Origin of the sequence: Streptomyces cacaoi (assembly GCF_006539165.1) — a bacterium.
In the GTDB taxonomy this organism is placed as follows: Bacteria; Actinomycetota; Actinomycetes; order Streptomycetales; family Streptomycetaceae; genus Streptomyces; species Streptomyces cacaoi.
On sequence record NZ_BJMM01000023.1, the window covers coordinates 1 to 12,978 of the forward strand.

A 12,978-nucleotide genomic window follows, 5' to 3' on the forward strand; every position below is an offset into this window, starting at 1 on the left:
CGGGTTCCGGTGTGTGGGGGCCGGGGTGCGGGGTGGGCGGGGTGGTGGTCGTCATCGCTGTGGTGCCTCCGTCTCGCCGGGGTCCGGGCCGGGGCCGGGGCCTGCCGGGGCGGGTGTGGCCGGTGCGCCGGGGGCTTGGGGCCGGCCGGTCTCGTGGAATTCGAGCTGTTTGCGGCGGTCGGCGATGAGGCCCTCGGGACGGAAGCGCATGAGGAGGACGAGGGCGATGCCGAACAGGAGGAGTTGGTAGTCGGCCATGAACTGGAGTTTGGCCGGGATGAGGTAGAGCAGTGCGGCGCCGATGAGGGGTCCGCTGACGGTGCCCATACCGCCGAGGATGACGGCGATGAGCAGGAAGGCGGAGTTGGGCGGTGCGGTGTGGACGAATTTGTAGGACTCGGGGTTGACGGAGTATTCGACGTGGGCGAGGACGGTGCCTGCCATGCCGGCGAGGGTGGCGCCGAGTGCGAAGGCCATGAGTTTGAGGCGGAAGGCGTTGACGCCCATGGCGCGTGCGGCGGTCTCGTCCTCGCGGATGGCGAGCCAGGCGCGGCCGATGCGGGAGTTGTCGGCGCGGCGGAAGACGGTGACGACGACGGCGGTGAACAGCAGCATCAGCAGGTAGTAGTTGGCGAATCTGCCGGAGGTGAAGCCGAGGAGGGTGTGTTCGTCGCCGAGGTTGAAGCCGAAGATCTCCAGGTCGGGGATGTTGGGGATGCCGTTGGGGCCGCCTGTGACGTCGGGGCCCGAGTCGCCGTCGAGGTTCTGTACGGAGATGCGGAAGATCTCGCCGAAGCCGAGGGTGACGATGGCGAGGTAGTCGCCGTGCAGCCGGAGCGAGGGGAAGCCGATGATCAGCCCGAAGACGAGGGCGACGGCGGCTCCGATGAGGACGGCGGCCCAGAAGGGGACGTGCAGGCCGAGGGAGGAGGTGGGGGCTCCGGAGACGAGTGCGGCGGTGTAGGCGCCGACGCCGAGGAAGGCGACGTAGCCGAGGTCGAGGATGCCAGCGAGGCCGACGACCATGTTGAGGCCGAGCGCGACGGTCGCGAAGATCAGCACGCTGACGGCGATGTTGGTGTACGCCTCGTTGCTCTGGGTGACGGGGAACAGGAGCGCGGCGACGAAGGCGGCGCCGAGGGTGACGTTGCGGTGGGCGCCGGCGAGCCGGGAGAGCCGGTGGGTGAGTCCGGCTTTGCCGAGGGCGGGGAAGGCGAAGGCGGCGAGGAGGAGGAAGCCGATGAAGGGCGGGCCGTCCTCGGTCTCGATGCCGTAGGCGAAGACGTACAGGCCGAGTGCGCAGGCGGCGCAGATGAGGAGGATCTCGGCCCAGCCGGGCAGTGGTGCGGCCTGCCCGGGCTCGGGGGCCTTGAGTGCGTGGCGCAGCCGCCGCCAGGGCCCGGCGGGTTGTGCGGGGTGTGGGGGCGGGGTGTCGGCGGGGAGGCCGAGGGTGCCGAGGAGGGCGAGGAGGGTGCCGGCGAGGGCGAGCCACATGCCGGGTTCGTAGTTGACGAGTCCGCCGAGGTCGACGGCGAGGGCGGCGGCGGTGTACCAGGTGGCGGCGAGGTTGCCGAGGGCGATGAGCAGCAGGGGGCTGTGGGCTCCGCCGGGGGTGAGCCACCGCAGTCCGGGGACGTGCGCGGAGGCGAGGAGGAAGGCCGCGGTGAGCAACGAGGCGGCCAGGGTGAGCAGTTGGAGGCCGGCGGGGTAGAGGGCGAGGGTCAGGTTGCCGGGGAAGTCGGCGGTCCAGGTCCAGGCGAGCAGGGTGCTCACGAAGGCGAGGGCGGTTCCGGCGCCGGTGAGGGCGCGGGCGAGCAGCAGGCCGCGGGCGGGGTCGGGGTGCAGGGGGAGCGGTGCACCGGTCCGGGTGGGGGTGGTCATGGGTATCACGCCCGATCCGCGAGGCGTTCGCCGAGAATGCCCTGGGGTCGTAGGAGGAGGACGAGGATGAGGAGGACGAAGGCCCAGACGTCCTTCCAGGAGCCGCCGCCGAACTGTTCGAGGCCGGGGATGTCGCCGATGTAGGCGGTGGCCATGGCTTCGGCGATGCCGAGGACGAGTCCGCCGGCCATGGCGCCGTAGATGTTGCCGATGCCGCCGAGGACGGCCGCGGTGAAGGCTTTCAGTCCGGCGATGAAGCCCATGCGGAAGTTCACCTCGCCGGTCTTGAAGCCCTGGGCGATGGCGGCGACGGCGGCGAACGCGGCGCCGATCGCGAAGGCCAGGACGATGATGCGGTCGGTGTTGATGCCCATGAGCTTGGCGGTGTCGGGGTCCTGGGAGGTGGCCTGCATGGCGCGGCCGGTGCGGGTCCTGGCGACGAACAGGCCGAGGGCGATCATGCAGACGGGCGCGGCGACGAAGATGAACAGGTCCTCGCGGGAGACGGTGACGGGCCCGAGGTCGAGGTCGCCTCCGCCGAACTGCGGGAAGGGCCGGGCTTTTTTGGCGTCGGGGTAGAAGGCCCAGACGGCCTGCTGGAGGGCGAGGGAGAGGCCGATGGCGGTGATGAGGGGGGAGAGGCGGGGGCCGCCGCGCAGGGGGCGGTAGGCGAAGCGTTCGGCGCCGACGCCGACGAGGACGGCGCAGACGACGGCGAGCAGGATCATCAGGGGCAGTGCGACGGCGAGCGAGGTGCCGTCGGGGAGCCACAGATAGGCGGTGAGGGCGCCGAAGCCGCCGATCATGAAGATCTCGCCGTGGGCGAAGTTGATGAGCTGGACGATGCCGTAGACCATCGTGTACCCGATCGCGATCAGACCGTAGAGCGCGCCGAGAGCGAGGCCGTTCACCAGTTGGTCCGGCAGATCATGCACCGGGTCCTCCGAGGGGTCGGTACGGCGGCGCGGGGACGCGGGGCGTCCCCGCGCGCGGGTGCGGGGTGGCGCTCGCGGTCAGTTGCCCCGGAAGGTGCCGGTCTGTACGGGCACGTGTTTGCCGCCCTTGACCTCGTAGACGGACAGCTGCTTGTTGGTGGTGTCGCCGTACTTGTCGAAGGACACCTGGCCGGTCACACCGTCGAACTTCACGTCCTGCATGGCTTCGACGACCTGTTCGCGGGCCTTTTCGTGGTCGTCGGGCAGCTTGCCGTCGTTCTTCTGCACGACGGCCTTCACGGCCTGGACGATGGCCCAGGCGCTGTCGTAGCTGTAGCCGCCGTATGCCTCGTAGGGCAGCTTGTAGCCGGCTTCCCGGTAGTTGCGGACGAAGGTCTTGGCGGTGTCGAGGGTCTCCAGTGGTGCGCCGACGGAGGTGGCCATGTCGCCCTCGGACTTCTTCTTGTGCAGCTTGATGTATTCGGCGCTGTAGAGGGCGTCGCCGCCGATCGCGGGCATGGTGCCGCCGGCCTTCTTGATCTGGGCGGACAGCGGTGCGGCGGTGGGGTATTCGCTGCCGATGTAGACGAAGTCGGCCCGGGACGTGGCGACTTTGGTGGCGACGGCGGAGAAGTCGCGGTCCTCGGGGTTGACGTGGTCGGTGCCGACGACCTTGCCGCCGAGTTTCTTGAACTCGTCGGTGAAGGTGCCGGCGAGGCCGGCGCCGTAGGTCTTCTTGTCGTCGATGATGTACGCCTTGCGGAACTTCTTCTTGTCGTAGAGGTACCGGGCGGCGTAGGGGCCCTGGACGGCGTCGGTGGTCGCGGTGCGGAAGTAGGTGTCGAACAGCCGCTTCTTGTCCCCGGTTTGCCAGTCGGGGCCCTGGGTGAGCTGGGGTGCGGTGTTGGCGGGGGAGACCTGGACGAGGTGCGCGGTGCCGAACACCTTCTGCATGGACTGGCCGACGTGGGAGTTGAGCGGGCCGACGACGCCGAGTACGTCGCTGTCGCCGACGAGTTTGGTCGCGTTCTGCTGGCCGGATCCCGCCTGTCCCTGGTCGTCGAGCGCCTGGAGCTTGAAGGTGACGCCCTTGACCTCCTCGGTCCTGTTGGCGGTCTTCACGGCCAGCTCGCTGGAGTTCTTGATGCCCTGGCCCAGGGCGGACAGATCGCCGGTCAGTGGGGCGTCGAGGCCGATGACGACGGTGGTCTTCCCGCCGCTGTCGCCGCTGCCGCCCTTGGCGTCGCGAGAGCCGCAGGCTGTCAGCGCGAGGGCTGACACCGTGAGAGTGGTGGTGAGTACGAGCAAGGGGCGGTGACGCACGATCAGTCCTTTCCCCAGGCACGGCCCTCGGGGGGCGAGGGGTGATGGACGCGCCGGGCGCAGGACAAGGGATCGTGCGTTGGCATGTACGCCCACGCGGCGCGTTGGATGGCCGGTGACTTTAAGCCGACCGCGCAAGCTCGGGCAGAGGGGCGTCGTGGATGTGACGTTCTTGTTATGACAGTGCCGGAATAAGCGGATCTTCCGCGGAAGAAGGGATCAACTCCCTTGCGTGACCAGCGGATCGGCGACGGCCTTCCCCTTCGCGTCCCGCCGGGCGGTCGCGGGGAGCGCTCCCGTGGTGTTCGCATACCGTGCGGCGTGCGTCGCTGAGTGCGCGCGCCGGGGGCGTGCCCGCCGGGGCGTCCGGTGCCGGGCCCGGGCGCCCGTCACTGAGCGTCATCCGTGGCGGGGGCTGCCGGTGCTGCGACGGTGGGTTCCGGCACGCTGCGGCGGCCTGCGGCAGGTAGCGGCGCTGCCGCGGAGGGCTAGTTTCCGCGGGCGCCGGGTGACCGGTGCGACAGGCCCGCCGTGACTGCCCCTCCTGCCGCTTCCGGCGTAGCCCCGCATGGTGCGTGCGTCGGTGCCGGCTCCCGCGTCCCGGCCGGCGGGCCGCAGCGGAACGGCGCGGGCACCGCCCGCCGCACGTCGGCCCCCGGCTACGGGAAAGGCGGGCCGTGCCCGGCGACGCGTGAGGGCGGCGGGAGGGGACACCGTCCGGTGCTCTCGGTGCTCCCGGCGCTGTTGGTGCCGCTGGGGGCGTCGGTGCCGTCGGGCGCCGGGGCCGGTCGGGGCCCAGGGGAGCGCCCCGGTCGGGCCGGGGGCCCGGGCGGCACCGGGAAGCGGTGGGGCGGGAGAGTCAGGCGCCGGGCTGGGCCGGTGCGTCCCGCAGGAGGCAGGTGAGCCGGGCCGAGCAGACCCGCTTGCCGTCCTCGTCGGTGATGGCGATCTCGTAGGTGGTGCTGGTGCGGCCCCGGTGCACGGGGGTGGCCGTGCCGGTGACCAGGCCCGAGCGCAGACCGCGGTGGTGGGTGCAGTTGAGGTCCACACCGACGGCGATCTTGCCGGGCCCGCCGTGCAGCATGGCGCCCACCGATCCGAGGGTCTCGGCGAGCACCGCCGAGGCGCCCCCGTGCAGCAGCCCGTACGGCTGGGTGTTGCCCTCCACGGGCAGGGTGCCCACGACCCGCTCCGGCGCGGCCTCGATCACCTGGAGCCCCATGCGCTCACCGAGGTGCCCGGCGGAGAACAGCGCCTCCAGGTCGATACCGGAGCCGGTCCACTCGTCCAGGATCTCCTGGGGGAACGTGGTCGTGGTCTGCTCGCCCATGGGCCGCGGCTCCGATCGTTGATCGTCCGGGGCACGCCCGCGTACGGCCGGTGGCGCCCGGTGCCCGCCGCGGTGTGCGTGCTCCTCCTCGTCGTGCGTGTGTCCGAAACCGAGCTTAAGCCCGGGGGCTCACCCCTCCGCCGCCGAGGGGGTGAGCCTGACCACCACGGACTTGCTGGCGGGGGTGTTGCTCGTGTCCGCGGTGGCGTCGAGCGGGACCAGGACGTTGGTCTCCGGGTAGTAGGCGGCGGCGCAGCCCCGGGCCGTGGGGTAGTGGACGACGCGGAAGCCGCGCGCGACCCGCTCGGTGCCGTCCCGCCACTCGCTGGTCAGGTCGGCGTAGGAGCCGTCCGGAAGGCCGAGCGCCGCCGCGTCCTCGGGGCGGACGAGCACCACACGGCGGCCGTTGCGGATGCCGCGGTAGCGGTCGTCGAGCCCGTAGACCGTGGTGTTGTACTGGTCGTGCGAGCGCAGGGTCTGCAACAGCAGCCGGCCCTCGGGCAGTTGCGGGTACTCCACGGGCGCCGCCGTGAAGTTGGCCTTGCCGGTGGCCGTGGGGAAGCGGCGCTCGTCGCGCGGCGCGTGCGGCAGCGCGAAGCCGCCGGGGCGGGCGACGCGCGCGTTGAAGTCCTCGAAGCCCGGCACGACGCGCGCGATGCGGTCGCGGATGCGCCCGTAGTCGGCCGACAGCTCCTCCCACGGGACGACGGAGCCGGAGCCGAGCACGGCGCGGGCCAGTCGTGCGACGATCGCGGGCTCCGACAGCAGCGCCTCACCGGCCGGGGCGAGCCGGCCCCGCGAGGCGTGCACCATGCCCATGGAGTCCTCGACGGTGACGAACTGCTCGCCGCCCGGCTGCACATCGCGCTCGGTGCGGCCGAGCGTGGGCAGGATGAGCGCCCGCGCCCCGGTGACGCAGTGCGATCTGTTGAGCTTCGTGGACACGTGCACCGTCAGCCGTGCCCGGCGCATCGCGGCCTCGGTGACCTCGGTGTCGGGCGAGGCCGCGACGAAGTTGCCGCCCATGGCGAAGAAGACCTTCGCCTCGCCGTCCCGCAGGGCCCGGATGGCGCGGACCACGTCGTACCCGTGCTCGCGGGGTGCCGTGATGCCGAACTCCCGCTCCAGCGCGTCGAGGAACTCGGGCGCCGGGCGTTCGAAGATGCCCATGGTGCGGTCGCCCTGGACGTTGCTGTGGCCGCGGACCGGGCACACGCCGGCGCCCGGCCGGCCGATGTTCCCGCGCAGGAGCAGGAAGTTGACGACCTCGCGGATCGTCGGCACCGAGTGCTTGTGCTGGGTGAGGCCCATGGCCCAGCAGACCACGGTGCGCCGGGACGCCAGCACCATCTCCAGCGCCTGCTCGATCTCTTCGCGCTCCAGGCCCGTCGCGGCCAGCGTCTCGTCCCAGTCGGCCGCGCGGGCCGCCTCGGCGTACTCCTCGAAGCCGTGCGTGTGCGCGCGGATGAACTCCTCGTCCAGCGCGCCCTCCCGCTCCAGCAGGAGCCGGCCGAGGGTGCGGAAGAGCGCCTGGTCGCCGCCGATGCGGATCTGGAGGAACAGATCGGTCAGCGGGGTGCCGCCCGCGACCAGGCCGCGCGGCGTCTGGGGGTTCTTGAACCGCTCCATCCCGGCCTCGGGAAGCGGGTTCACGGTGATGATCTTCGCGCCGTTCGCCTTGGCCTTCTCCAGCGCCGAGAGCATCCGCGGATGGTTCGTGCCGGGGTTCTGACCGGCGACGACGATCAGATCGGCGCGGTGGAGATCCTCCAGCAGGACGCTGCCCTTGCCGACGCCGAGCGTCTCGGTGAGCGCCGAGCCGGAGGACTCGTGGCACATGTTGGAGCAGTCGGGCAGGTTGTTCGTGCCGAACTCGCGGGCGAACAGCTGGTAGAGGAAGGCGGCCTCGTTGCTCGTGCGGCCGGAGGTGTAGAACACCGCCTCGTCGGGCGAGGTGAGCGCGCCCAGCTCCTCCGCGATCAGGGAGAAGGCGTCCTCCCAGGAGATGGGCCGGTACTTCTCGCCGCCCTCGGGCAGATACATGGGCTCGGTGAGCCGGCCCTGCTGCCCGAGCCAGTACCCGGAGCGCCCGGCGAGATCGGTGACGGGGTGCTCGTCGAAGAAGCGGCGCGTCACCCGGCGGGTGGTGGCCTCCTCCGCGACGGCCTTCGCACCGTTCTCGCAGAACTCGGCGGTGTGCCGCTCGTCCCCCTCGGGCCAGGCGCAGCCCGGGCAGTCGAAGCCGTTCTTCTGGTTGACGCGCAGCAGCGTCAGCGCCGTGCGTCTGGCGCCCATCTGCCGCCCGGCGATGCGCAGCGAGTGGGCGACGGCCGGGGCTCCGGCGGCGGCGTGCTGCGGCGCGCTGACCTGGGGTGCGTCCTGAACGGGATCGGCGGAGGGCGGCTTTCGCTTCATGGCCCTGATGCTCCCACGCACGACCTGAGCTGCCCAGACCTGTGGATAACTCCGCCGCGACCCGGAACCGGCAGCGTACGCGGGCCCCGGCCGGGCCGCCCCCGCCGCCTCCCGCCGGGGGTGGCCGGAGCCCCCCGGCCGCGGGCCGCCGAACGCGGAGCACTGGCGGAGCGCTGGCGGAGCGCTGGAGGCGCGCTGGAGGAGCACTGCCCGCCGGTCCCCGTGACGCGTGACGCACCGCACTGACGGCGGCGTGTCGGTGGCCCGTGGGAGGATCGGTTCCGTGGCTAAGACGGCATCGAAGACGACAACGACAGCACCGAAGGCGGAGGCGGCGGCCAGGCCGCGTCTGCTTCTCATGGACGGACATTCCCTGGCGTACCGGGCGTTCTTCGCGCTTCCCGCGGAGAACTTCACGACCGTGACGGGGCAGCCGACGAACGCGATCTACGGCTTCACCTCGATGCTCGCGAACACCCTGCGTGATGAGGAGCCCACGCACTTCGCCGTCGCCTTCGATGTCTCCCGCAAGACCTGGCGCTCGGAGCAGTACTCCGAGTACAAGGCGAACAGGTCCAAGAGTCCCGACGAGTTCAAGGGCCAGGTCGAGCTGATCGGCGAGCTGCTCGACGCGATGCAGGTGCGCCGCTACGCGGTGGACGGCTTCGAGGCCGACGACGTGATCGCCACACTCGCCACCCAGGCCGAGGCCGAGGGCTTCCAGGTCTCGATCGTCACCGGTGACCGCGACACCTTCCAGCTGGTCACCGACAACATCACCGTGCTGTACCCGACGAAGGGCGTCTCCGAGCTGACCCGGTTCACACCGGAGAAGATCGAGGAGCGCTACGGCCTCACCCCCCAGCAGTACCCGGACTACGCGGCGCTGCGCGGCGACCCCTCGGACAACCTGCCGGGCATCCCCGGCGTCGGGGAGAAGACGGCCGCGAAGTGGATCAACCAGTTCGGTTCGTTCGCCGAGCTGGCCGACCGGGCGGACGAGGTCAAGGGCAAGGCCGGCCAGAACCTCCGCGATCATCTGGACGCCGTCCGCCTCAACCGCACGCTGACGGAGCTGGTGCGCGACGTCGAGCTGCCCGACCGCCCCGAGGACCTGGTCCGCGCCCCCTACGACCGGCAGGCGCTCGGCGTCATCCTCGACGCCCTGGAATTCCGCCACCAGAACTTCCGTGACCGCCTGTTCGCCGTCGACCCGGGCGCCGAGGAGCAGCAGGAGCAGCCCGCCGCCGGAGTGGAGGTGGACGGCGAGGTGCTGGAGCCCGGCGCCCTCGGCCCCTGGCTGGCCGAGCACGGCTCGGGCGCGCTCGGCGTCGCCACCGTCGACGTGTGGAAGCAGGGCACCGGCAGCGTCAGCGAGGTCGCGCTGGCCACGGCCGGCGGCCCGGCGGCCTGGTTCGACCCGACGGCGCTGACCGAGGAGGACGACGCGGCGTTCGCCGCCTGGCTCGCGGACGAGGCCAGGCCCAAGGCGATGCACGACGCCAAGGCGCTGATGCGGGTCTTCGCCGAGCACGGCTGGAGCGTGGCGGGCGTCCGGATGGACACCGCGCTGGCCGCCTATCTCGACAAGCCCGGCCGGCGGTCCTTCGCGCTGGACGCGCTCTCGGTCGAGTACCTCGGCCGGGAGCTGGGCCCCACCGCCGAGTCGGACGGGCAGCTGGCCCTCGGCGTGGACGAGCGGGCGGAGGCCGACGCGCTCATGGTCAAGGCGCGCACCGTGCTGGATCTGGGCACGGCCTTCGAGGAGCGGCTGGAGCAGGTCGGCGCGGCGGAGATGCTGCGCGATCTGGAGCTGCCCACCTCCGAGTTGCTGTCCCGGATGGAGCGCGCGGGCATCTGCGCCGACCGCGAGTGGCTGACGAACCTGGAGCAGCAGTTCGCGGACGCCGTGCAGCAGGCGGTCCAGGAGGCGCACGCCGCCGTCGGCCACGAGTTCAATCTCGGCTCGCCCAAGCAGCTCCAGGAGGTCCTCTTCGGCGAGCTGGGCCTGCCGAAGACGAAGAAGACCAAGACGGGATACACCACCGACGCGGACGCGCTGGCCTGGCTGGCGGGCCAGACGGACCACGAACTGCCCGTCATCATGCTGCGCTACCGCGAGCAGCAGAAGCTGCGCACCACCGTCGAGGGCCTGATCAAGACGATCGCCCCGGACGGCCGGATCCACACGACGTTCAATCAGACGGTCGCCGCGACGGGCCGGCTCTCCTCGACGGATCCGAACCTCCAGAACATTCCGGTGCGTACGGACGAGGGCCGCGCGATCCGCCGCGGCTTCCGCGTCGGCGAGGGCTACGAGTCGCTGATGACGGCGGACTACAGCCAGATCGAGCTGCGTGTGATGGCCCATCTGTCCGAGGACGAGGGCCTCATCGAGGCGTTCACCTCCGGCGAGGATCTGCACACGACGGTCGCCGCGCAGGTCTTCGGCGTGGAGAAGTCCGCGGTGGATCCGGAGATGCGTCGCAAGATCAAGGCGATGTCGTACGGCCTGGCCTACGGGCTGTCCGCCTTCGGCCTCTCCCAGCAGCTGGGCATCACCCCGGACGAGGCCCGCAAGCTGATGGACACCTTCTTCGAGCGCTTCGGCGGCGTGCGGGATTATCTGCACAACGCCGTCGACGAGGCCCGGGCCATCGGCTACACCCACACGATCATGGGCAGGCGCCGTTACCTCCCGGATCTCACCAGCGATCACCGGCAGCGCCGGGAGATGGCCGAGCGGATGGCGCTCAACGCCCCGATCCAGGGCACGGCGGCGGACATCGTCAAGGTCGCGATGCTCAAGGTCGATGCCGCGATCCGGGCGGCCGGTCTCGCCTCGCGGATGCTCCTCCAGGTGCACGACGAGATCGTGCTGGAGGTCGCCCCCGGCGAGCGGGAGCAGGTCGAGGAGCTGGTGCGCCGCGAGATGGCCTCGGCGGTCGAGCTGCGGGCGCCGCTGGACGTCTCGGTGGGCCACGGCCAGGACTGGGAGTCGGCCGCGCACTGAGGCGGTCCGCGTCCCGCACCGGGGCGGCGCCGGCGGCCCGGCCGTCGGCGCCGCCCCGGCGTATGCGGATCCGGGCCTCGGGACGGGGCGGTGCCTCCCGGGAAAGGCGCCGTACGGCGGGACGTCGCGCGGCAGCCGGGGGAAGGGGAGGTGAACCGGCGGGAAACCGGCCCCATGGGGGCAGGAAAGCTGCGCAGGGCGGGCCGGAAGTGGCGCGAGAGCGCTGACTTGACGGCCGGAAGTGCCGTAATGTCACCGGGGATTGCGTCTTCGGGGACGTTCAGGGGAGAGGACGGGACATACCTATGGCGCGGTACCGCGGCAGGCACGCAGCGACCGGACAGGGCAGTACGGCCGGACGCCACCGCATCAGCGGGGGCACGAGACTCCGCAGGGGGCTGGGCGGGACGGCCGTGGCGGCCGTCGTCATGGCGGCGCTGACCGCCTCGCAGGCGCCCGGGGTGGGGCTCGGCGGCCCGCAGCGGGACGACGGCAACGGCCGTACGGACGCGGTGGAGGACCGCACTCCCGGCGACGGTTCGTACCACACCGAGCTGCCGCCGTTGGAGTCGCCGAACCCGCCGGGTGACGAAGCGCCCGGCGGCGGCACCGAGTCCGGCATTCCCGCCTCGCTGCTGGCCGCGTACAAGAAGGCCGCCGCTTCCCTGTCGTCCTCCTCGCCGGGCTGCGGCCTGCGCTGGGAGCTGCTGGCGGCCATCGGCAAGGTCGAGTCGGGGCATGCGCGCGGCGGCGCCGTCGACAAGGACGGCACCACCCGGCAGCCCATCCTCGGCCCCGTCCTCAACGGCCAGGGCTTCGCGAGCATCAAGGACACCGACGGCGGCGAGTGGGACGGCGACTCCACCTACGACCGCGCGGTCGGCCCGATGCAGTTCATCCCGTCCACCTGGTCGCGCTGGGGCGCGGACGGCAATGGCGACGGCCGCAAGGACCCGAACAACATCCACGACGCCGCGCTCGCCGCCGGCCAGTACCTGTGCGCCGGCGGGCGCGATCTCGCCGTCAAGGCCGATCTCGACCGCGCGGTGCTGAGCTACAACAACTCCGCCGAGTATCTGCGCACCGTCCTCGCCTGGTTCGAGTACTACCGCAAGGGCACCCACGAGGTGCCGGACGGCGAGGGCGTCCTGCCCACCTCGCCCGGTGCCGGCGGCGCGGGCGACTCCTCCGGCGGCACGGCCTCCCCGGGGCGCGGCCACGGCAGCGGCGACGGCGGCTCCGGCGGCAGCCACAAGCCGGACAAACCGGGTAAGCCCGACAAGCCCGGGGGCGGGAAGCCGGACAAACCGGGCGACCCGGAGAAGCCCGGCGACGGCAACGGCGGTGACGACGGCAACGACGGCGACAACGGTGACGACGGCGGCTCGCCCAGCCCCGGCCCGACCGCGCCCGCCGCGCTGGAGGCGGTCTCCCCGGGCTCGTTCACGGCCGTCGCGGGTGAGGACTTCACCGAGCGCCCCCGGGTCAGGGCCGAGAACGCCCAGGGCAAGGGCGTCGAGGATGTCGAGATCACCTTCGAGGTGACGGGGAGGACGGGCGCCTCCTTCGACAAGGGCGCCAAGAAGTTCGCGGTCCGCACCGACGCCAAGGGCCTGGCCACGGCTCCGGTGCTGCACGCGGGCGCGGAGCCCGGTGACTTCGTCCTGCGGGCCACCGTGCAGGGCGGGAAGCTGAAGCCCGTCGAGTTCCGGGCGTCGGTGACGGCGCCGCAGCCCGACGGCCTCGCCCGCACCGGCGAGGCGGCGCTGGAGGGCGCCGCCGGCGAGGACATCGCAGCGCCGGTCGAGGTGCGGGCCACGAACAAGGGCGAGCCGGTGCCGGGCGCCGTGGTGAAGGCGGCGATGGCCGACCAGGGCAAGGGCCCCTACTTCACCGACGAGGACGGCAAGCCGCTGCGCACCCTCCAGCTGACGGCCGACGACAAGGGCGTGCTGAGGCTGCCGCCCATCCACGCGGGCGACGAGGCCGGTACCTGGACGCTGATCCTCCGCACCGGCAGCGCCGAGCTGAAGCTGGAGCTGACCGTCAAGGGCTGATGCCTGCCCGGTCGTGTGCCCCGG

Annotated in this window: 7 protein-coding genes; 2 read left to right on the plus strand and 5 right to left on the minus strand. The window is 72.0% G+C overall.

What is annotated here, in order from left to right; genetic code table 11:
- Positions 1-51: 51 nt before the first annotated feature.
- From SCA03_RS20895 to SCA03_RS20915, 5 genes are all read right to left on the minus strand, one after another.
- Positions 52-1,881, minus strand: a complete 1,830-nt coding sequence (locus SCA03_RS20895; protein WP_141275567.1) for a branched-chain amino acid ABC transporter permease — start codon at positions 1,879-1,881, stop codon at positions 52-54.
- Positions 1,882-1,886: 5 nt separating this feature from the next.
- Positions 1,887-2,816 (minus strand): branched-chain amino acid ABC transporter permease, encoded by a 930-nt coding sequence (locus SCA03_RS20900; protein ID WP_030881319.1) that lies wholly within the window; start codon positions 2,814-2,816, stop codon positions 1,887-1,889.
- 78 nt (positions 2,817-2,894) lie between these two features.
- Positions 2,895-4,139 carry a branched-chain amino acid ABC transporter substrate-binding protein gene (locus tag SCA03_RS20905; RefSeq protein ID WP_086814294.1) on the minus strand — a complete coding sequence of 415 codons (1,245 nt, stop codon included), beginning with the start codon at positions 4,137-4,139 and terminating at the stop codon, positions 2,895-2,897.
- Positions 4,140-4,998: 859 nt separating this feature from the next.
- Complete coding sequence (locus SCA03_RS20910) at positions 4,999-5,469, minus strand: PaaI family thioesterase (protein WP_030881329.1); 471 nt, start codon at positions 5,467-5,469, stop codon at positions 4,999-5,001.
- 129 nt (positions 5,470-5,598) lie between these two features.
- Positions 5,599-7,884, minus strand: a complete 2,286-nt coding sequence (locus SCA03_RS20915) for an FdhF/YdeP family oxidoreductase (RefSeq protein WP_030881331.1) — start codon at positions 7,882-7,884, stop codon at positions 5,599-5,601.
- Positions 7,885-8,167: 283 nt separating this feature from the next.
- Here SCA03_RS20915 and polA point away from each other — a divergent pair, with 283 nt between their 5' ends.
- Both polA and SCA03_RS20925 read left to right on the plus strand, forming a co-directional pair.
- Complete coding sequence (polA, locus tag SCA03_RS20920; RefSeq protein WP_030887094.1) at positions 8,168-10,897, plus strand: DNA polymerase I; 2,730 nt, start codon at positions 8,168-8,170, stop codon at positions 10,895-10,897.
- Between the two features lie 305 nt (positions 10,898-11,202).
- Positions 11,203-12,954: a lytic transglycosylase domain-containing protein gene (locus tag SCA03_RS20925; protein WP_086814290.1), complete on the plus strand. Its 1,752-nt coding sequence runs from the start codon at positions 11,203-11,205 to the stop codon at positions 12,952-12,954.
- The last annotated feature ends 24 nt before the right edge of the window (positions 12,955-12,978 follow it).

What these genes read in the sequence shown, in the direction of transcription:
- SCA03_RS20915 (WP_030881331.1), bottom strand. Translation starts at nt 7,884, where the DNA reads ATGAAGCGAAAGCCGCCCTCCGCCGATCCCGTTCAGGACGCACCCCAG.
- SCA03_RS20910 (WP_030881329.1), bottom strand. Translation starts at nt 5,469, where the DNA reads ATGGGCGAGCAGACCACGACCACGTTCCCCCAGGAGATCCTGGACGAG.
- SCA03_RS20925 (WP_086814290.1), top strand. Translation starts at nt 11,203, where the DNA reads ATGGCGCGGTACCGCGGCAGGCACGCAGCGACCGGACAGGGCAGTACG.
- SCA03_RS20895 (WP_141275567.1), bottom strand. Translation starts at nt 1,881, where the DNA reads ATGACCACCCCCACCCGGACCGGTGCACCGCTCCCCCTGCACCCCGAC.